12 protein-coding genes and 1 pseudogene are annotated in these 20,246 nt (G+C 73.9%); 2 read left to right on the top strand and 11 right to left on the bottom strand.

The window, feature by feature from the left end:
- Positions 1-7: 7 nt before the first annotated feature.
- The 6 genes from MCAG_RS23270 to MCAG_RS23245 all read right to left on the bottom strand — a co-directional run bounded on the left by MCAG_RS23270 (position 8) and on the right by MCAG_RS23245 (position 9,847).
- On the bottom strand, positions 8-1,774 hold the full coding sequence (locus MCAG_RS23270) for an ABC transporter permease subunit (protein WP_007075428.1): 1,767 nt from the start codon (positions 1,772-1,774) through the stop codon (positions 8-10).
- A gap of 8 nt (positions 1,775-1,782) precedes the next feature.
- Positions 1,783-3,306 (bottom strand): ABC transporter substrate-binding protein, encoded by a 1,524-nt coding sequence (locus MCAG_RS23265; protein WP_007075427.1) that lies wholly within the window; start codon positions 3,304-3,306, stop codon positions 1,783-1,785.
- A 318-nt stretch (positions 3,307-3,624) separates the two neighbouring features.
- Entirely contained in the window at positions 3,625-6,252 is a 2,628-nt protein-coding gene (locus tag MCAG_RS23260) for a malectin domain-containing carbohydrate-binding protein (RefSeq protein ID WP_007075426.1), read from the bottom strand.
- A 181-nt stretch (positions 6,253-6,433) separates the two neighbouring features.
- Positions 6,434-7,624: a cell wall metabolism sensor histidine kinase WalK gene (locus MCAG_RS23255; RefSeq protein ID WP_036377869.1), complete on the bottom strand. Its 1,191-nt coding sequence runs from the start codon at positions 7,622-7,624 to the stop codon at positions 6,434-6,436.
- Between the two features lie 165 nt (positions 7,625-7,789).
- A complete protein-coding gene (locus tag MCAG_RS23250) occupies positions 7,790-8,458 on the bottom strand; it encodes a response regulator transcription factor (protein WP_007075424.1) in 669 nt (222 codons plus the stop codon).
- A 33-nt stretch (positions 8,459-8,491) separates the two neighbouring features.
- Positions 8,492-9,847 carry a PQQ-binding-like beta-propeller repeat protein gene (locus MCAG_RS23245; RefSeq protein WP_007075423.1) on the bottom strand — a complete coding sequence of 452 codons (1,356 nt, stop codon included), beginning with the start codon at positions 9,845-9,847 and terminating at the stop codon, positions 8,492-8,494.
- A gap of 138 nt (positions 9,848-9,985) precedes the next feature.
- Between MCAG_RS23245 and MCAG_RS23240 the strand changes: the two are divergent.
- Positions 9,986-11,838, top strand: a pseudogene (locus MCAG_RS23240) (hypothetical protein).
- Between the two features lie 18 nt (positions 11,839-11,856).
- Here the strand turns inward: MCAG_RS23240 and MCAG_RS23235 are convergent.
- Both MCAG_RS23235 and MCAG_RS23230 read right to left on the bottom strand, forming a co-directional pair.
- Positions 11,857-13,614, bottom strand: a complete 1,758-nt coding sequence (locus MCAG_RS23235; RefSeq protein ID WP_007075421.1) for a hypothetical protein — start codon at positions 13,612-13,614, stop codon at positions 11,857-11,859.
- A complete protein-coding gene (locus tag MCAG_RS23230; protein ID WP_007075420.1) occupies positions 13,614-15,548 on the bottom strand; it encodes a hypothetical protein in 1,935 nt (644 codons plus the stop codon). Before MCAG_RS23230 ends, MCAG_RS23235 begins: the two co-directional genes overlap by 1 nt.
- 173 nt (positions 15,549-15,721) lie before the next feature.
- Here MCAG_RS23230 and MCAG_RS23225 point away from each other — a divergent pair, with 173 nt between their 5' ends.
- On the top strand, positions 15,722-16,912 hold the full coding sequence (locus MCAG_RS23225) for a hypothetical protein (protein ID WP_007075419.1): 1,191 nt from the start codon (positions 15,722-15,724) through the stop codon (positions 16,910-16,912).
- A gap of 224 nt (positions 16,913-17,136) precedes the next feature.
- Here the strand turns inward: MCAG_RS23225 and dxs are convergent, their stop codons facing one another.
- From dxs to MCAG_RS23210, 3 genes are all read right to left on the bottom strand, one after another.
- A complete protein-coding gene (dxs, locus tag MCAG_RS23220; protein ID WP_036374877.1) occupies positions 17,137-19,071 on the bottom strand; it encodes a 1-deoxy-D-xylulose-5-phosphate synthase in 1,935 nt (644 codons plus the stop codon).
- A 72-nt stretch (positions 19,072-19,143) separates the two neighbouring features.
- Positions 19,144-19,353 (bottom strand): anhydro-N-acetylmuramic acid kinase, encoded by a 210-nt coding sequence (locus MCAG_RS35115; RefSeq protein ID WP_232290251.1) that lies wholly within the window; start codon positions 19,351-19,353, stop codon positions 19,144-19,146.
- 217 nt (positions 19,354-19,570) lie between these two features.
- The coding region (locus MCAG_RS23210) for a class I SAM-dependent RNA methyltransferase (RefSeq protein WP_036374874.1) at positions 19,571-20,246 on the bottom strand (676 nt) is incomplete at its 5' end.

The raw sequence follows: 20,246 nt of genomic DNA, 5'->3' as shown, positions 1-20,246 counted from the left end.
GTCTACCTCAAAGTCTGCTCCGTCCCGACCCCATACCGGACACGGCCAGAACTGCGAGCAGAACGAGCGCACCGGCCGGGCCGAGCACGGTCCAGGGGGCCAGTTCCACGTATGGCTGGTTCTCCGACAGCAGGCGTCCCCACTCGGGAGTCGGCGGTTGCTCACCCAGGCCGAGGAAGCCGAGGGAGGCCAGCACAAGGACCGTGGTGGGCAGGCGTAGGACGGCGTTGCGCAGTACGGCGGGCAACACCGCGGGCAGCAGGTGGCGGCGCAGCAGATGTATCGGCCCCGCACCGAGCGAGATCGACGCGAGCAGGTAACCGGTCGCCCGTTCCTCTTCCAGCAGAGCCGCGGCCTGAGCGGCATACGGCGTCCAGGCGACCAGGCACACCGCGCACGCGGCTCCCCACACCGACGGCCCGGTCACCGCGGTCGTCAGCAGTCCGGCCAGGACGGCCGGGAGCGTCGACATCACCTCGGTCAGGCCCGCGCTCGCGCGACCGGCCATTCCCAGCAGCAGCCCGACGACGGCGCTGACCGCAGTCACCGCGAGGGCGACTCCGGCCGTGCGTAGCGCGCCGTGGCCGAGCCGGGCCAGCAGGTCACGGCCCAGCGCGTCGGTGCCCAACGGGTGCGCGGCTGAGGGGACCAGCAGGCGGGCTGCCGTGTCCACGTGCAGCGGATCGCGCAGCAGCCCGGCTATGACCAGCGCGAACAGGGCGAACGCACACAGTCCGGCGACCCAGCCTGTGGAGCGCCGGCGTGGCAGGGCCGCCGGGTGCAGTGCGGGCAGGGCCGCGTCGCGCAGGGCGGGGCCGAGAAGCGTTCGGCGCAGGGCCTGGATGAGCAGGCCGGCGGCGGTGCCGAGCAGGACGAGGAGCAGTGTCGCTGTCTGCAGGGGCGGGAGATCCTGGGCCAGAGCGGCGTCCAGGGCGAGCCGGCCCAGGCCGGGAATGTTGAAGATCTTCTCCACTGCGACGGCGCCGCCGACCAGGGCGACGACGGTCGGCAGAAACTGTGGGAGCACGCCGGCCACCGTGCGGCGCAGCGCGTGCCAGGCAATGCGGCCGGGCGAGAACCCGCAGAGGCGCCAGGTCCGCACCCACGGCTCGTGGAAGGCGGCGGGCAGAGCGTGGCCGAGCAGGCCGCCGATCATCGCCCCGGAGGACAGGCCCAGGGCGAGCGCGGGCAGCACCATCGACCCCGGTCCCGTCCAGCCGCTGGACGGGAACCAGCCCAGCCACACACCGAATACGGTGGCGAGCAGCGAAGCGAGCAGGAACTTGGGCAGCGCGGCGAGGACGGCGGCCCCGGTGCCCGCGCTCTCTCTGCGCAGCCGCTGCCGGGAGCCGAGGTACAGGGTGCGGGCGCTGACCAGCACGGCTACCGCGATCGTTACCACGAGTGCGCCGAGCATCAGCGTGAACGAGACGGCGAAGGCGGCCGTCACCTGGGGAAGGACCGGTTCGCCCGACACCCACGAAATGCCGGCGTCGCCGCGGGGCAGACCACCCAACCAATGCGCGAGATGGCTGAACGGCCCCTCGTCCAATCCCAGTTGTTCTCGTACGGCTGCCAGCCGCGCCGGGGTGGGATCCTGGTCGGCGGAGCGAGCCCGTAGCACCGTCAGCGCGGGATCGGTCCTGGACAGCCAGGGCAGCAGGGCGACGGTCACCAGCAGGGCTGCCCCGGCTACGACGCGGCCGACGGCAACGAACCACCGGGCCCGCCGAGCATCGGCCGCGATCGAGCCTGACAGGGTTCCGCTGCTCATCGCCGGGGTTATTTCAGCTGGGTGCCGACGTTGATCAGGGAGCGTTCGCGGGGATCGAGGAGCACGCCCTCGACGCTGGAGCTGACACCCTGCACGACCTTCTCGTGGACCAGCGGCACGATCGCGTCCGTCCGCAGAATCTCCGCCTCGGCCTGCATGATCTTCTGCTGCCGCTGCGCGGTGTCGCCCTCCTCGGCGGCAGAGGTGATGGCCTGGTCGACACTGGAGTCCTTCAGACCCGCGATGTTGTAGACGCCGTTGCTCATGAAGTCGCTCGCCAGGTATGCGACCGCGTCGCCGGTGTCCAGGAGCGTCACGCGGGAGAAGACGAGCGCGTCGTATTTGCCGGCGAGGAGGTCGGGCTCCATCTGCGTGTACTCGCGTACGTCCTGCTGCACGGTGAACCCCGCCTTCTCAAGCTGCTGCTGCACGACGGTCGCGGCCTCGGGCAGTTCGGCGCGGTTGGTGTAGGCGGCCAGGCGCAGCGTCCTGCCGTTGGTCTTCGACTCGACCTCGGCGGTGGTCGCGGCCACCGCGCGGCCCGTAACCTCGACACGCTTGTGGGCCGCCCAGGAAACGGCGGGCCCGAACAGGCCCTGCGCGGGGTCGGCGTACCCGCCGAAGATCGAGCCGACCAGGGCGGAACCGTTCACGGCCTCGCGGGCGGCCCTGCGCAGCGACTCGTCGGTGAAGATGCCGCTGCGGGTATTGAGGATCAGGCTGTCGGTCCGCACGGAGGGCACCTCGCGACGGGTGTTCTTGTCCAGCAGATTCGCCTGGGCGGTGGGGATCCACTCGGCGATATCGACTTCGCCGGCGCGCATGGCGTTGGCGCGGGCGGTCCCGTCGGCAATCCAGGTGACGTCGATGCCGGATGCCTTGGCCTTGCCGCCCCAGTAGCCGTCGAAACGGTCCAAAGCCGCCTTGGTCTTCCCGATCAGCTTGGTGATCTTGAATGGGCCGGTTCCGGTGCCGACGGGGCTGACGGTGCCGTCGCTGGCGTACGCCTTCACCGAGAGGATGCCCAGCGCGGGGCTGGCGAGCCGCAGCGGGAGCACCGGGTCGGCAGTCTTCGTGCTGACCATGACAGTGTCGCTGTCCTCGGCCTTCACGGTCAGCGTCACGTCACTGAGGACGCGTGGCTTGGTCTTGGCCGCATTGGCGTGGTCGAGCGCATTGACGACGGACTCGGCGGTGACCTCCGTGCCGTCCTGGAACGTCGCCTTGCGCAGCTCGAAGACCCACAAGGTGGGGTTCTTTCGGATCCAGGACTTTGCCAGCGCCGGCACTGCGGCTCCGTCCGCGTCCAGTGCCGTAAGCCCTTCAACCACAGAGAGCTTGCTCAGAACGGTGGCGTCATTGCTGTAGGGGGACAGTGCCTGCACCGGCGGTACCGCGAGTGCGACCCTCAGGCGACCGGCCGACCGGGCTTGGGCATCCGTATTGGAGCCACCGTCGCCCGGGGCGAAACAGCCGGATAGCAACATGGGGAGAGCAAGCGCCACGACGATGCGGCGGGGAACACTGCGCATGACCGGTCCTATCGTGCAAGAGTTTCTGTCACCCCGACAGCTCGTTGGATGCCGCGAGGAGCGAGGCCAGGCTATAAGGTAAGGCTTACCAAACCTCGCCGGGGTGATGGAGATCGCATCCTCCCGCACTGCTGGGCGCACCTTCCGCCATCCGCTGGTGGACCGGCCCTGGTCTGTCCCTGTGGGCAACTCACCTACCGGGTGTCGAAGTCGACATCGAATGCGGACGGGCCGAACGGCGTACCCGGAAAAGGCACCGGCCCGGCACCGCGCGAACGCGGAACCGGGCCGGGGTGCCCCCCGTGGTGCGGCGGGGGTCTACGGGCCGACGAAGACGGCCTTGGCGCGCCAGTCCACCCCGTCGAGGGTGGGGCCGCTGACGGTGGTGAACGCGCCGGTGGGCACGCCGCCGGCCCACGCGGTGGAGGCCAGCGCGCCGGTCGAGCGGCTGACCCGGTACAGGGTGCCGTCGGCGAGGAAGATCGACCCGGTGTCGGCGAACCCGGTCACCCCCGCGACGGTGAACTTGTCGGCGCCGACCGCCCCGCTGTCCGGGGTGAACCAGCGCCAGTACAGGCCGCTCTGGCCGGAGAGGGTGTAGTAGAGCCGGCCGCCGGTGTAGAGCATGCCGGTGACGTTGGGGATCTCCGGGTAGAAGTTGCTGGTCGCGCCAGCGTACGTCTGCCCGGCCGCGCCGGAGTCCGTCTCCACCGTGTCCCAGTACGCGTCGTGGTACGGGTCGACGAGGCTCGGCGTGCCGAAGGTGGTCCCGTCGAAGGTGCGCCGCTGGAGCGCGCCGTTCATCCCGTAGAACAGGGTGCCGCCGACCCAGAACGCGCCCTTGGCCTCCGACCAGTCCGTGTCGTCCGGGTTGGCCACCGGAACCGCCGCGCCGACGGTGGCCGCCCCGTCGTACGAGCGGGCCTGCACCTCGTCGCCGGTGGGCAGCGGGCCGGCCCTGACGATCTCGATCGCGCTGACGAGCGGGTTCTGCACCACGTGCCCGAAGTCGATGTCGACGTTGCCGTCGCTGACCACCGTGAACGCCCGCATGGTGCCGATGTTGTGCCCCGGCGTGACCGCCAGGTCGATGTCGTTCAGGACGAGCGTGCCGTCGAGGGTCACGTCGAAGACCCGCTTGCCGGGGGTCGAGGTGCCGACGTACCGGTTGGCCAGGTAGAGCCGGACGGTGACCTCGGTGCCGGCGGGCACCGGGAAGTCCCACTGCATCTCCGGGGCAGCGTCGCCGTCCCACCGCTCGTCGTTGTACAGCCCGGCCGGGGTGCCGGGCGGGACGGTGGCGTCGAGGCTGGCCTGGGTGAGGTAGCTGGCCGCGCTGCTGCCGGTGTTGCGGTACGGGCTGGGGTTGGCGGCGGTGTCGACGCTCCACTCCGGCCCGTTGTCGGTGGACGCGATGGCGGGGCCGGCGGCGTTGACCCGGTACAGGACGCGCGGCGGCGCCGGCACCCCGGCCTGGTACACCGTGCCGGGCAGGCCGGCGGCGGTGGTGGTCGGGTGCGGGGCTTTGCCGCCGGTCAGCGGGAAGAACGCGATCCGCTCCCGCCGGTACTGGAAGTTGCCGATCCAGGACTGGTCCGAGCCCAGCCAGATGCCCTGGGGGGTGACCAGCATCTCCGCCACGCCGTAGCCGCGCGGGTGCCGGCCCGGGTTCCACGACAGCGGCAGCCCGTTGCGCGGGTCAAGGGCGGCGATGCTGGCCCGGCCGATGGCCCCGGCCTGCGCGCTGTCGCCGCCGAGGCTGTTGTTGAGCCAGCGCATGTGCCCGCCGACGTAGACGGCCTGCTCGCTGATCCCCACCGAGAGGAAGGTGTCGCCGCCGGAGTAGTTCACCCAGGTGGGCTGCTGTTCGTCGCCGGTCGCGGCGGCCTCCCAGCGGGCGGCGGCGTCGCAGAGCGACCCGCTGTACCGGCCGCCGGTGGTGACCACCACGAAGTAGCTGCCGTCCGGGGCGAAGGCCACGTCCCGCATGTACGAGTCGAACGTCTTCCACGCGCAGCGCGGGGTGTACCGGCTGGTGTTCCAGTTGGCGACGGTCGCGGCGGTCGCGCCGAGGTCCAGCTTCACGATCTGGTCGTGCAGCACCCCGTCGGCCTTCTTGAAGTTGCCGATCACGACGAGTTGGGTGCCGTCCGGGGAGAGCGCGAGCCTTTCCGCGCCGACGCCGGCCTTGGCCCCGCTCACCCCGTCGTAGTTGTGGTTCTCGGTGAGGGTGGTGGTCAGGTAGCTGTCCAGCGCGCCGGTGGCGGCGTTGAGCGAGGCGAGGCCGCCGCGCGGGTTGGCGTTGCCGGCGGTGGTGAAGATGCCGCCGACGAGCAGCCGGTCCCCAGCCAGGGCGACGTCTTCGATGAGTCCGTTGAACGCCGGCCCGGCGAAGCTGGTGACGGTGGCCCCCGTGGCGACGTTGACCAGCGCCAGCTTGCGCCGGGTCGCCCCGTTTACCGTGTTGAACTTGCCGGCCAGGTAGACGGTGCCGGCCGTCGGCCCGGCCGCCACCGCGCTCACCTCGTCGTCTACGACCGGCGCGAACGCGGTGTCCACCGCGCCGGTGGCCTTGTCGAACGCGAGCACGTAGTTGCGGGGGATGTCCACGTCCGAGTTGCGGTTCTGCACGGTGGTGAACGAGCCCGCGGCGATGATCTTCGTGCCGGCGTCGTGGATGGCGAACACGGTGCCGTCCATGATGTCCGGCGACGCGGTCGACGGAACGTCGGAGACCAGTTTGTCGTGGTCGGGCGCGGCGCTCGCCGGGCCACCGACGGCGAGGCCGGCGACGGTCAGGGCGACCGCGGCAAGCGCCGCCAGGGTACGGCGGGTCAGGGCCGAGGGGAAGATCACGGGCAGCTCCCGGAGCACGGGCGGGCGGAGACGCGGTTCGCCGCCGGACGGCCGGGGCGGCCGACGCGGGGCACGCACCACGTGGGGCATGGCACCAGCACACCTTTACCCACCGCGGCCCCCGCGTCCAGGGCGGATGACCGATTCTGACCGACCGCGCGACGGCTCCACCCGAGCACCCGACGCCGGCCCGGCCACCCGACGCGGACCTCGCCGGGTCAGCCGGGCGCGGCACACGAACAGCCGATCGCCGACCGCCCCTGGGGCCAGGTCAGGGGCGCCCGGCGTGGGACGGGCCGGCACCGGCGGAGGCGGCGTCGGCGGCGGGCAGCGTCACCGTGACCTCCAGCCCGCCGCCGGACTGCGCGACCACCCGCACCGTGCCGCCGTGCGCGTCGCTGACCGCCCGGACGATGGAGAGCCCCAGCCCGGAGCCCCGCGCCCCGGTGCGTTCCTGCCCGCCCCGGCGGAACGGCTCGAACAGCCCCGGCACGTCGGCCTGGCTGACCTCGAAGCCGGTGTTGGCGACCACCAGCCAGGACGTGCAGCCGTCCGTGCCGGTGCGCACCGTGATCCGGCCGTGCAGGTGGTTGTAGCGGACCGCGTTCTCGATCAGGTTGCCGGCAAGCCGATCCAGCAGCCCGGGATCGCCCACCACCGGCGCGGACTCCAGCGACGTCTGCACCCGCAGCCCGATCCGCTCCACCTCCCGGCGCACGGCCGAGAGCGCGTTGGCGGCACCGGCGGCCAGGTCGCACTCGACGCGCTGGCCCAGCCGCCGGCCCGCCTGGGCCTCGCTGCGGGCGAGCACCAGCAGGGCGTCGACCAGCCCGTTGGCCCGTTCCGAGGCGTCACGGACCACGGTGGCCATCCGGCGGTACTCGGCGGCGTCGGCCTCGTCGTCGCTGAGCGTCACGTCGATCTCGGTCCGCATCACCGCGAGCGGGGTGCGCAACTCGTGCGAGGCGTTGGCGACGAAACGCTTCTGCGCCTCGAACGCGGCGGTGATCCGGTCCAGCATCGCGTCGAACGTCTTGGCCAGCTCGGCCACCTCGTCGTCCGCCCCGGACCAGCCGATCCGCTGGTCGAGGGTGGCCTCGCCGAGGCGCTGGGCGGTCGCGGTGACCTGGTGCAGCGGGCGCAGCGCCCGGCCGGCCACCGCGTACGCGCCGGCCACCCCGACCACGCTGATCGCCAGCAGCGCCATCAGGCCCTTGGCCAGCAGCTCCCGGGACGCGGCGTCGGCGAGCTGCCGCTGCCACTCCGCCGCGTCCAGGGACCGGCCGTCGGCCAGCAGCACGGTGGTGCCGGGCAGCAGCTCGTCGGTGGGGCGCAGCGCGTCACGGACCAGCAGCCAGGCCAGCAACACCAGGATCGTTCCGGCGCCCACCAGGAGCACCCCGTTGAGCAGGGTGAGCCGCAGCCGCAGGGTGGGCCGCAGCCGGACGGTCGGGCGGCGCAACGCCGGACGAGGCAGGGCGCGTCGTACCTGCGGGCGGGGCGCGGCGGTCACCGTACCTCCTTGGCTCGCGACTGCGGGGCTCGCAAACCCGGCTCACTCCTCGCACTCACGACACTCCCTCAGTTCGCGACTGCGGGGCTCGCAAACCCGGCTCACTCCTCGCACTCACGATGCCCCCTCCGCGGTGCGGTAGCCGGCCCCGACCACCGTCTCGATCAGTGGCGGGTCGCCGAGCTTGCGCCGCAGCGTCATCACCGTGACCCGGACGATGGTGGTGAACGGGTCGGTGTTGGCGTCCCAGACCCGTTCCAGCAGCTCCTCGCTGGAAACCACGGCACCGCGCGCCTTGAGCAGCTCGGCGAGCACCCCGAACTCCTTGTTGGTCAGGTCGACGGCCGTCCCGCCCCGGGTCACCACCCGGCGGGCCGGGTCGAGCACCAGGTCGGCGACGGCGAGCACGGGCGGGGCGGCCGGGGTGGCCCGCCGGCCCAACGCCTGCACCCGGGCGACCAACTCGTCGAAGGCGAACGGCTTGGGCAGGTAGTCGTCCGCGCCGAGCTGCAACCCCTCGACCCGGTCTGCGACGGTGCCGCTGGCGGTGAGCATGAGCACCCGGGTCAGGGTGCCCGAGGCGGCCAGCTCGGCGCAGATCTGGTCGCCGTGGACGCCCGGCAGGTCCCGGTCCAGCACCACCACGTCGTACCGGGTGACGAAGGCCATCTCGTGCCCGCTGTCGCCGTCGTAGGCGACGTCGACGGCCATGCCGCGCTTGCGCAGCCCTCGCGCGATCGCGTCGGCGAGGTTGCGCTCGTCCTCGACCACCAGTACCCGCATACCCGCCTCCTCGCCGGCCGACCTCCCGACAACCTAGTGCCGGCCACCAAACCAGCGTCCCACCCCGGCCCGGTCCTCAGGCCGGCAGCCGCCACCAGCCGTACGTGCCGGACTGCTGGCGGCAGACCATGTCGCGGCCGTCGGCGGCGCAGTCCCCCGCCGCGCCGGGCAGCACGACGCGCAACCGGGCCGTCGCCCCCGCCACGTCCAGCTCCGCGACGACCAGGCCGGCACCGCCACGGTCGGGCCGGACGCCGTACCACGGCCCGCCCGGGTGTGGCTCCGCACGATCTCCCAGCGCCCCAGGTCGGCGACCTCCCGCCCGGTCGCGGCGTCCAGCACCCTGACGGTGCCGATCGGGGCGTCCGGCCGCCCGCCGACGGCCGCGAGGAGCCGGTCGCCGTGCACCGCGAGGACCGTCTGTAGGCGCGGGTTGGCCCATCGGGTCTGGCCCGTGGCCGGATCCAGCGCCGACACCCCGCTCGGGAACGCCCCCGCGCAGAGCAGCGGACCGCACTCGATCGCGTACCCGAACGGCGGCCGGTCCAGCTCCCAGCGCCGGTCCAGGTTGGCGAGCCCGTACGCGGTCAACCGTAGGACCTGCTGCTGCTCGTGCCTCCCGACCAGCAGCAGGTCACCGGCGACGGTGACCTGCAGGTACCCCCGCCGCCCGCCGGCGGGCGGGGCGAGGCTCGCCCGCACCGCCCCGGACAGCGCGTCGCGCAGCTCGATCCGGCCGGCGGCCGTGATCAGCACCACCAGGTCGACCGCGCCGTCGTCGGCGCGACTGTGGAAGGTCGTCACGCCCAGGTGATCCGGGAGCGACCACCGGACGCTGCCCGACGACGGTTCCACCGCCCTCAGCTCGCCCCGCCGCTCGATGTCGTCGCCGACGAGCAGCAGACCCCCGCCCACGGTGGGCACCGGGTCGCCGGGCCGCTGCCAGCGCCGCTCGCCGGTCGCCGCGTCCACGGCGAGGGTCTGCACGTCCCGCCCGTCCCGGTTGCCGGTGAAGAGGACCAGGCCGGCGTACTCCTGCACGCCCAGCAGGTTGCCGACGCCCGACACGGTCGTGCGCCACAGCGGCCGGGCGGCGGGCCCCGCGTCGGCGGGCAGCGCGTGCACGGTCACCTCGCGCCCCCCGGCGTCACCGGACTGCGCCGGTTCCAGCAGGTAGACCCGACCGCCGATGACGAGGACCTGGCTGCCCAGCCGGCCGCCGAGCATCGCCGACGCGGGACGCACCACGGGTGCCGACGAGGCCAGGGCGAGCAGCGCGAGCAGGCCCGCCAGCGCCACCCGCAGTGGCCGGCCCACCGTCCGGGGCGGCCGGGGCGGCGACGCCGGGGTGGCGGCGCCGCGCACCTCGCCGAGGTCGATGAGGGTCACCCGCGCTCCTCACCGGGCCGTGGCCGGCCGCCGGTCGACCGTCCCGCCGGGCCGCTCCGGGGCGTACCGGCCGGCCGGGACCGCACGAGCGCGCCTGTACGATGGCGCGTCGTGGCTGTGCCGGTGGTAGACCCCTCGCTGAACTCTGACTCCGCACCCGTGGCGACGCGGACCGCGTCGACCGGACCCGACGCGGCGGGCACAGGCACATCCCGCCGGCCCCGGCGCCGACCCGGCCGCGCCGACCTGCTGGCCATCGGAGCGTACGTGCTCCTCGGCGTCCTCGTGTGCCTCAACTACTGGGGGGACGTCGAACACCGCGTCTCGTCGCACCTGCCGACCGACCACAGTTGGTTCGAGTGGCTCTTCGCACACGGCGCGTACTCGGTGCAGCACCTGGAGAATCCGCTCTTCTCCACCCGCCAGAACGCCCCGGACGGGGTGAACATGATGGCGAACACGTCGCTGCTCGGCGCGACGCTGCCGCTGGCGCCGGTGACGCTGCTGCTCGGCCCGCAGGTCACGTACGCCCTCTACCTCGGCGGGGCGCTCGCGGCGACGGCGGCCACCTCGTACTGGATGCTGTCGCGGCACCTGGTGCGCTCGCGAGCGGCGGCGTTCCTCGGCGGCGCGTTCCTCGGCTTCGCGCCCGGCATCGTGCACCACGCCAACGGGCAGCCGAACTTCGTCTCCAACTACCTGCTGCCGCTGATCGTGGCCCGGGTGCTGCTGCTGGGCGCGCCGGGGCGCGGCTGGCGGCGGGACGGCGTGGTGCTCGGCCTGCTGGTGGCGTACCAGATCTTCATCAACGAGGAGATGCTGCTGCTCACGGCGCTGGCGTGCCTGGTGGTCGTGCTGGCGTACGCGGCGCAGCGCCCCCGGGCGGCGTGGGCCCGCGCCCGCGGTTTCCTGTCCGCGCTCGGCCTCGGCGGCGCCCTGGCGTTGCTGCTCACCGCGTACCCGATCTGGTTCCAGTTCAACGGCCCGCAGTCCTAACCGGGGGTTGCCAGGGGGGGGGTGTCCCCAAAAATGGGGGCAAAGGACCTGGGTGGCCTTTCGTACACGTTCGCCCGGGACACCGGGGCCCGGCGAACGATGCGGTGGTAAATAACCATCGGGCCTGACCGAGCAGAACACCTGATTCGGCTGGCCGCTGGTGCTGGGTGGCGCTGGTCGCCCTGGCGCTGCTGGTGCGCCGGTCGCTGGCCGCCCGGATCGTCGCCGTGCTGGTGGTCGTGTTCACGGTCGCCTCGATCGGCCCGGTGGTGCGCTTCGACGGGGCGGAAACCACGATCGACGGGCCGTGGGCGTACATCCCGGACGACCTGCCGCTGGTGGAGATGATGATGCCCACCCGGCTGGCCCTGGTGGTGGTCGCCGCCGTCGGGGTGCTGCTCGCCCTCGCCTGGGACGCGCTCGCCCGCACCGCGCCGACCGACGCGGCACCGGCCGGAGCCGGGGCCGCCGGCCGGTCGCGGCGCTGGCTGCGCCCCGTCGGGTACGCGGCGCTCGCGCTCGCCGTGCTGCCGCTGATTCCCCGGCCGCTGCCGGCCGAGCGGATCGACCCGCCGCCGCACTTCATCACGTCCGGCGGCTGGCGGCCGTACGTCCCGGCGGGCCGGACCCTGGTGCCGGTGCCGATCCCCAGCAACGTGCACGGCCTGCCCACGCTGCGCTGGAGCGCGCTGACCCGGCACGAGTTCCCGATCCCCGGCGGCTACTTCATCGGGCCCAACCCCGACGGCGAAGGCGTCTTCGGCGCCCCGAACCGGCCGACCAGCACCCTGATCTATTCCACGATGGACGCCGGCACCCTGCCGCCGCTGACCGAGGAGAACCGCCGGCAGGCCGCCGAGGACCTGCGCCACTGGAACGCGTCCGTGGTCGTCCTCGGCGCGCACCCCCGCGAGGCGGTGCTGCGTGAGCTGATGACCGCCCTGCTCGGCCCGCCGCAGCGGGTCGACGACGTCTGGCTCTGGGACGTCCGCTGACGGTGTGGGCGGTGGCGGTCAGCCGGTCAGGGGGCGTACGTCCCACACCCACGCGCCGTCGATTTCGCGCCCTGGGCCGACGAGCTGGTCGACGGTACGGCGGACCGGGTCGCCCCGGTGCAGTCCGCCCTGGACCAGCACGGCCGCCCGCCAGTGGCGCAGGTCCGTCACCGCCTGCCGGCGGTCCGCGTCGGTCAGCACCGGCACCTGGCCGGTCTCGGCCACCCGGCGCAGCAACTCCGCCGTCGGGCGGTCGGGCGCGCCCCAGCGGGCGGTCGGATCGTCGGCGGCGCTCGGGCCGATGAAGTAGCCGCCCGGCGCGGTGAAGGCCAGCCCGGTGCGGGCCGACCAGAACATCGCCGGGCTCACCCCGGCGCCGGTCACCGGCGGCACCGGCACCAGGGTCCGCCCGTTCGGCACGTACGCCCGCCAGCCGCCACCGGCCACGAACGCCGGCACCGGCCACGCCGGCACGGTACGGATCGGCGTGGGGGCCAGCGGGAGCAGCGCGGCGGCGACGGCCCCACCCCAGAGCAGCCGCACCGGCACCCCCGAAGCGTCGGCCGACCGGGCCCGGTCCAGGGAGAGGGCGACCAGCACCCCCAGCACCGGTACGCAGATCAGGGCGAACCGGGCCGGTACCACGAGGTCGAGCAGCGGCGCCCCGGCCAGCAGCCGGTACGGGCCGGGCAGCCCGGTCGACGCGCCGTCCACCCGCACGGGGTCGCCGAGGGAGAGCAGCGCGGCGAGCGTCCCGACGGCCGCGAGTGCCGGCACCAGCGGCCGGTGCCACAGCCAGACCACGGCCACCACGGCGACCACCAGCAGGCCGGGCCCGAAGAACGAGTTCTCCTCGGTCGGGTTCGGCGAGAGCAGCCCGGGCACGTACCGGTCGCCGAGGACGGTCTGCCGGGCCGAGGCGGTGAACGAGGCCGCGTCGAGCTGGAAGCCCCGCGCGTGGAAGGGCATCCCCCGGTAGTGGTACGGCCCGAGGAACTGGAACCACAGCGGGTACGCCAGCAGCGCCCCCGCCACCAGCGCGCCCACGCCGAGCCGGCCGAGGATCGCGGGTGCCAGCCGGCGGGCCGCCGCGCGGTCGACGAGGGCGTACGCCACGGCGAACGTGCCGGCGGCGAGCGCCAGGAAGACCAGCACCTCCTCGCCGATGAACACCTGGTACGCCACGAGCAGCCCGAGCGCCACCCCGTGCCGGCGGACCCGGTCGGCGTCGGGCCGGAACACCAGCGCCAGAATGGGCGGCACCAGGAACTGGGCGGCCATGTGCAGGTGCGCCCCGGCCTGGGCCACCATGCCGGGGGCGAAGCCGCAGACGAGGCCGCCGACCGCTGCGGCGACCCGGGAGTCGACCAGCCGGCGGGCCAGCAGGACGTACCAGGCGGTGGCGGTGCCGGCGAGGCTGGCGACCACCGCCACGAGGAAGGCCGCCTGCGTGCCGAACAGCAGCGTCACCGGGGTCAGCGGCACGCCCAGCCCGAGCACCGAGGTGTTGGCCATCAGGTTCACCCCGTCCGGGGCGTTCAGGGCCGCGCTGTGCAGCGGATGCTCACCGCCGGTCACGGCGCGGGCCGCCCGGGCGAGCATCCACTCGAACAGCATCTGGTCGTTGTCCTGGTGGAACAGCCGGTCGGGCCGGCCCCACTGCCGGCTGGTGAGCAGCACCGCCAGGCCGAGGTAGCCGGCGACGACGGCGACGTCGACGCCCCGTATCCACCGGGGCCGCGCGCCCGGCGCGCCGCCGGCGGCGGGCTCGGCCATCAGGCCGACGGGTCGGTAAGGGTCCGTACGTCCCAGACCCAGACGTCCAGCTCGCGGCGCGCCGGGCCGACCAGGTCCTCGACGGTACGCCGCAGCGGCTCGGCGTTGTGCTGGCCCACCGGGAGCACCAGGATCGCGGCCCGCCAGTGCCGCAGCTCGTCCAGCGAGCGGCGGCGCTGGCGGTCGTCGAGCTTCGGGGTACGGCCGGTGCTGGCCACCTCCTCCAGCAGCTCGCCGATGCCGCTGGGCCGGCCGCCGAACCGGCCCGGGTCGCCGGTGTTGCCGTTGCGCGGGGCGAGGAAGTACCCGCCCGGGATCTTGAAGTCGAGATTGGTGGCGGCGGCCCACCGCATCCCGTGCGTGTTGCCCATGCTCGGCACCGGGATCGGCACGAGGGTCTGGTCGGGCGCGACGTAGCCGCGCCACCGGTCTGCGGTGATGAACTTCGGCACCGGCGGACGGGAGGTGACCTTCAGCGGCATCGGTGCGATCGGCAGCAGCGCCATGACCAGGGCGGCCACCCCGAGGGTACGCATGGTGCGAGCCTCGGCCGTGCGCAGCGACCAGACCCGCTCGACGGCGAGCGCGAGCAGCACCCCGACCACCACGGTGGTGATCATGCCGAACCGGGTCGGCACGACGGCGTCGAGCAGCGGCAGCCGCACCAGGTACTCCCAGGGGCCGGTGAACAGCTCCCGGTCCCACCAGGACACCCGCTCGCCCAGGGAGAGCACCGCGAAGAACGCGCCGGTCGCCGCGAGGGCGCGGACCACCGGCTCGCGACGCAGCCAGAGCACGATACCGACGGCGATGAGGGCGAGGCTCCAGCCGAGGAAGGCGTTCTCCTCGGAGTAGTTCGGGGCGAGGTTGACGTTGGCCCGCTCGTTGCCACCGAGAGTGGGTGATCCGGGGGCGAAGAACGCGGCGATGTCGTTGCCGTAGTCACGGACCGCGTCACTGAGCCCGTGGTACGCCATCGGCCCGGCGAACTGCACGTAGAGCGGGTACGCCAGCAGGGACCCGGCCAGCACGGTGCACACCGCCACGGCGATGCCCAGGGGCCGCCACACCGCCGACCACAGCCCCGGCCGCTGCACCAGCATGGCGATCAGGAACACCCCGCAGGCCAGCGCCGTGAACAGCAGGATCTCCTCGTTGATGAACGCCTGCACGGTGACCAGGAGGGCCAGCAGCGCCCCGTCGCGGACCGGCCGCCGGGACCGGGTGATCACCAGCACTCGCCACACGATGAACGGCAGCAGGAACTGGCTGATGATGTTCGGGTGCCAGTTGGCGTGCGAGAGCATCGCCGGGGAGAATCCGCAGAACCAGCCGGCCACGGCGGCGGCGAGCGGGTTGCGCACGACGTGCCGGGAGAGCACCCGGTACCAGGCGGCGGCGGTGCCGGCGAGGCCGCAGGTGACCAGCACCACGAAGGAGACGGCGGGGCCGAACAGCAGGGTCACCGGCACCATCGGGATGCCGAGCGCCAGGACGGCCGTGTTGGCCATCAGGTTGACCCCGTCGGGGTAGTTGAACTGCTCGGTGTAGAACGGGAACTCGCCGTGCAGCACCACCCGTACCGAGTGCGCGAGGAAGAACTGCACCTGGGCGGGGTCGCTGCTGTACAGCGAGGCGACCCGGCCGGCGGGATCGATCCAGATCTGGCTGGTCACCCAGAGCGCGGCGAGCAGGAAGAGACCGTAGACGGCGAGGTCCCGCCGCCGGGGGGTCCACCGCCAGCGCCGCCTGTCCCCGGCCCCGGCGGACCCGGCCGACGGGTCCACGGCGGCGGGCTGCGGGGCGGCCACGGGCTCCACGCGGGCCGGGGGCTCGACGGTCGCCACCGCCCCGGCCCGAACCGGCGAGTCGGTGGAGCCCCCGGAAGCGTCGGGGACCGGCGGGAAGTCTCCACGGGGCTCGGCAGGAGTCACAGTCGGCGGAGTCTACCGGAGCCGGTGCCACGCCCGGCAATCACCGTTGCGTCCCATGTGGGCGGTCCGAGCGCAGCTCGCGGCCGGGGATCGAGGTGCCGGTTCCCGCCCCGACGCCGTCTCGTACCATGTGGGACGCAACAGGACCGGGCGACGCGAACGGGGGCGTACAGGTGGCTTCAGCGCGCCGGCGCGGCGGGACGGCCGCCGGGTTGCTCGCCCTGCTGCTGACCGCGACGGCCTGCGGCACGGTGGCCGACCGCAAGCCCGACGCCCTCCCGGTGGGATACGACACCCTGGACGGCACCCTGCGGGTGTGGCCCGCGCGGGGCGGACTGGCCGGCGACGCCGCCGCCACGGCGGCCGTCACCGACGCGGTCCGGGCCTGGCGGTCGCCGGTCGACGACCGGGCGCACCTGCCCTCCTCGGGGATCCTCTGGTCCGGCGAGGCCGACGGCGCCCCGCTGGCCCTGGTGGCCGCCGACGTCCCCGGCGAGAGCGCCTCCTGGCTGCTGCAACTGACCCGCCACGGCGACCGGTACGTGGTCGACCGGGCCAGCGAATACACCGACCCCGGCTACCTCGTCTACTCCGACGTGCTGCCCGTGCAGACCAGCGCCGGGCGCCGCTACCTGCTCTCCGAGCGGGTGGAGCGGCTGCTCGGCCCCAAGGGCCGTGCCCTCGTCACCCGGGACGGGCTGACCGACCCGGTGGACGTTCCGGCCTGCCAGGCCGTGCCGCTGACCACGACGCTGCGGGCCACCAGCTCGCTGCCGCGCGGCCGGGCCGCCGACCGCCTGCTCGACCTGGGCACGGCCACCACGGACCCGCGCTATCCCCTGGTCCGGGACGAGACGGGCTCGGGCCGGCGGGCGCTGGACGACCTGGACACCTGCGAGCTGGCCGACGAGCGGGGCCCGTTCGGCAGCATCCCGCGCCGCATCGGCGACCGGGACGCGCCCCGCTCGGTGCCGGAGTCCTGGCCGAGGGGGAAGGTGAGCGTGCGCGCCCTCGGCGAGGTGGCCCTCGGCGGAGGCGAACCGGCCGACCTGGAGCAGCTGAGCTGGGAGACCAGCACGGGGACGATGACGGCGGTCGTCTACCGCCCGGCCTCGGGCGAGCCGGTGTTCTCGCCGGCCGACCGCGCCAGCACGTTGCAGGCGTACGTGCTGCCGGTGCCGGGGCAGCCGCTGGTGGTGCTGAGCTGGCGGGCCAACCGGTACACCTCGCTGTCGGTCCCGCCGGGCACCCCCCGGCTGGTCGACCGGTCGGGGCTGGTGGTGGTGCCGCAGCCGGCGAGCAAGGCCACGTTCAGCCTGGCCGGCGCGGAGAAGACGTACTACCGCTCGGTCGGCGGCCGGTAGCCGCACGCCTGCGAAGGCACCTCGCCCCGTAACCGCACGGCCCACACCTGCGTGAGCGCACGCCCGCACCGCAACGCCCCCGTCGGCGCACGGCCCACACCTCAGCGCGCGCCCTCGTAAGCACACGCCCGCACCGCAGCGCACGGCACCGGTTGGCAGGGGCGTCGAGAAGGGGCCCCTTCTCGACGCCAGGCGTTAAGAAGGGGCCCCTCCTTGCAATGCGATCAGTCGGCGGGCAGCGCGACCGCCTCGACCGACTGCGCGTCCAGGCGGGAGATCCACCCGGTGACGTCGCGGGCCACGTCCTGGGCGGTGAGGCCCAGGTCGGCGAGAATCTGCGCGCGGGTGCCGTGCGGGTGCCAGTCGGCCGGCACGCCCAGGTCCCGCAGCGGCACCCGGACGTCGGCGTCCCGCATGGCCTGGGCGAGGGCGTCGCCGACGCCGCCGACGCGCACGCCGTCCTCGACGGTGACCACGAGCCGGTGGCCGGCGGCCAGCTCGACCAGCTCGGCCGGGACGGGGCGGACCCAGCGCGGGTCGACCACGGTCACCCCGTAGCCCTGCTCCGCGACCCGGGCGGCGACCTCCATGCCGAGGTGACCGAACGAGCCGACCGCGACCAGCAGCACGTCGGTGCGGGCCGCCTCGGCCAGCACGTCGACCGGGCCGACGCGGCGCACGGCCGGCAGGTCGGCGGCGACCGAACCGGTCGGGAAGCGCAGGATGGTCGGACCGTCGTCGACGGCGATCGCCTCGCGCAGTTCCTCGCGCAGGGTCGCGGCGTCCCGGGGGGCGGCGATACGCAGGCCCGGCACCACGCCGAAGACGGACATGTCCCAGATGCCGTAGTGGCTCGGCCCGTCCGGGCCGGTGATCCCGGCCCGGTCCAGCACGAACGTCACCGGCAGCTTGTGCATCGCCACGTCCAGCAGGACCTGGTCGAACGCCCGGTTGAGGAAGGTCGCGTAGACCGCCACCACCGGATGCAGCCCGCCGAGGGCCAGCCCGGCCGCCGAGGTGGCGGCGTGCTGCTCGGCGATGCCGACGTCGTACACCCGGCCGGGGTGCTTGCGGGCCAGCTTGGCGATGCCGGTCGGCTCGGCCATCGCGGCGGTGATGCCCACCACGTCGGGCCGCTCGTCGGCGATCGCGACCAGCTCGTCGGCGAAGACGTGCGTCCACTTCACCGACGGGGCGGCGACCAGCCTGCCGGTCTCGGCGTCGAACGCGCCGGGGCCGTGCAGGCAGTCGGCCTCGTCCTCCTCGGCGGGGCGGTAGCCGTAGCCCTTGCGGGTCACCGCGTGCACGATCACCGGGCCGCCGAAGTTCTTCGCGGCGCGCAGCGCCGACTCGACCGCGGCGATGTCGTGGCCGTCGACCGGGCCGACGTACTTGATGCCGAGGTCCTCGAACATGGCCTGCGGGGCGACCGCGTCCTTGATGCCCTTCTTGACCGCGTGCAGCACCTCGTACATCGGCTTGCCGACCAGCGGGGTCGAGCCGAGGGCGTCCTTGACGGTGTCGAGGATCTTCTCGTAGCCGGGGTTGAGCCGCAGCGACGAGAGGTGGTCGGCGAGGCCGCCGATGGTCGGCGCGTACGACCGGCCGTTGTCGTTGACGACGATCACGAGGGGGTTGCCGGCGGTGGCGATGTTGTTCAGCGCCTCCCAGCACATGCCGCCGGTCAGCGCCCCGTCGCCGACGACGGCGACGACGGAGCGCGACTCGCGGCGCAGCGCGTACGCCTTGGCCAGCCCGTCGGCGTAGGACAGGGCGGTGGAGGCGTGCGAGTTCTCGATCAGGTCGTGCTCGCTCTCGGCCTGGCTCGGGTACCCCGAGAGGCCGCCGCGCTGGCGCAGCCGGTCGAAGCCGTCCTGCCGGCCGGTGAGGATCTTGTGCACGTACGCCTGGTGGCCGGTGTCGAACAGGAGCCGGTCCCGGGGGGAGTCGAAGACCCGGTGCATCGCCAGCGTCAGCTCCACCACGCCCAGGTTGGGGCCGACGTGCCCGCCGGTGCGGGAGACCTTGGCGATCAGGAAGTCACGGATCTCGGCGGCGAGGATGTCCAACTGCTCGGCGGTCATCCGCTTCACGTCCTGCGGACCCCGCACCGTGGCCAGCAGCCGGCCGTGGTTGGCCGTGTCCTCTTCAGCACTCATGAGCCAAGAGTCTATCGGCCGCCCGGTAGCCGCAGCCTTGCCGGGGAACGACCCCGCCGACCGGGCAGGCAGTCAGCCGACGATCACCAGCCGCCGGGGCGGGGCGGCCGGCGGGGCGTGCCGGGCCGGCCCGGCGGGCGTCCAGGAGCCCAGCACGGCCGCCTCCCGGGCTCCGGTCACCGACGGGATCGCCCCCGGCAGGCCGTGCCAGGACAGCCGGCCGAGCAGGGCGAACGCGTACGCCTGCCTGGCCTGGGCCGGCACCTCCAGCTTGTCGCTCACCCGCAGCCGCCACCGGCCCCGCCCCAGCGCGGCCAACCTGCCCCACAGGCCAGATTGCGCACCCCGCCGCCGACGGCGACCACCTCGGCCACCCCGTGCCGGTCGCACTCGGCGGCCACCGTCCGGGCGGTCAGCTCGGTCAGAAAGGAAGGGCCCCCTGCTAACGCTTTCGGTATAGGAAGGGCCCCCTGCAATCACCTCAGGCCCGGCGGGCGGCTCAGCGCCGGTTCAGCGCGGCCCGTGGACGCAGGAGGCCGACCAACTCGACGTGCTGGGTCATCGGGAACAGGTCGAAGCCGCGCAGCGCCGCCAACTCCCAGCCGGCGTCGGCGAACGTGCGCACGTCCCGGGCGAAGGCGGCCGGGTCACACGCCACGTACGCCACCGCGCGCGGGCCGGCCGCGATCACGTCCCGCACCACCCGCGCGCCTGCCCCGGTGCGCGGCGGGTCCAGCACCACCAAGTCCACCGGGCCGGTGACCCGGCGGCGGGCCAGGGCGGTCTCCACCCGGGCCGCCACCACCTCAACCCGGGGCAGGTCCCGCAGGTTCTCCCGGGCGGCGGCGACGCCCTGCGCGGCGGACTCGACGAGGGTGATCCGCGCGGCCGGGCCGACCCGGGAGGCCACGGCGGCGGCGAACAGCCCCGCCCCGCCGTAGAGGTCCCAGGCCGACTCGCCCGGCCGCGGGTCGAGCAGGTCGAGCACCGCGTCGACGAGGGTGTCCGCCGCCGCCGGGTGCACCTGCCAGAAGCCGGACGCCGGCAGCGTCCACTCCCGCCCGGCGGCCACCTCGCGGACCGTCGCCGGCCCGTCGACCCGGGTGACCGCCCCGTCGGCCAGGGCGGTGACGGTGACGTCCCCGCCGGTCGAGGCGACGGCCTCCACCGCCTCG

It is taken from the genome of Micromonospora sp. ATCC 39149, from assembly GCF_000158815.1.
Taxonomy (GTDB): Bacteria; Actinomycetota; Actinomycetes; order Mycobacteriales; family Micromonosporaceae; genus Micromonospora.
Note: the sequence above shows the minus strand (reverse complement) of the source record. Positions and strands in the feature narration are given on the sequence as shown.

Coding starts and splice junctions, on each gene's coding strand:
- MCAG_RS23270 (WP_007075428.1), bottom strand. CDS start 1,774: ATGAGCAGCGGAACCCTGTCAGGCTCGATCGCGGCCGATGCTCGGCGG.
- MCAG_RS23265 (WP_007075427.1), bottom strand. CDS start 3,306: ATGCGCAGTGTTCCCCGCCGCATCGTCGTGGCGCTTGCTCTCCCCATG.
- MCAG_RS23260 (WP_007075426.1), bottom strand. CDS start 6,252: ATGCCCCACGTGGTGCGTGCCCCGCGTCGGCCGCCCCGGCCGTCCGGC.
- MCAG_RS23250 (WP_007075424.1), bottom strand. CDS start 8,458: ATGCGGGTACTGGTGGTCGAGGACGAGCGCAACCTCGCCGACGCGATC.
- MCAG_RS23235 (WP_007075421.1), bottom strand. CDS start 13,614: ATGGCCGAGCCCGCCGCCGGCGGCGCGCCGGGCGCGCGGCCCCGGTGG.
- dxs (WP_036374877.1), bottom strand. CDS start 19,071: ATGAGTGCTGAAGAGGACACGGCCAACCACGGCCGGCTGCTGGCCACG.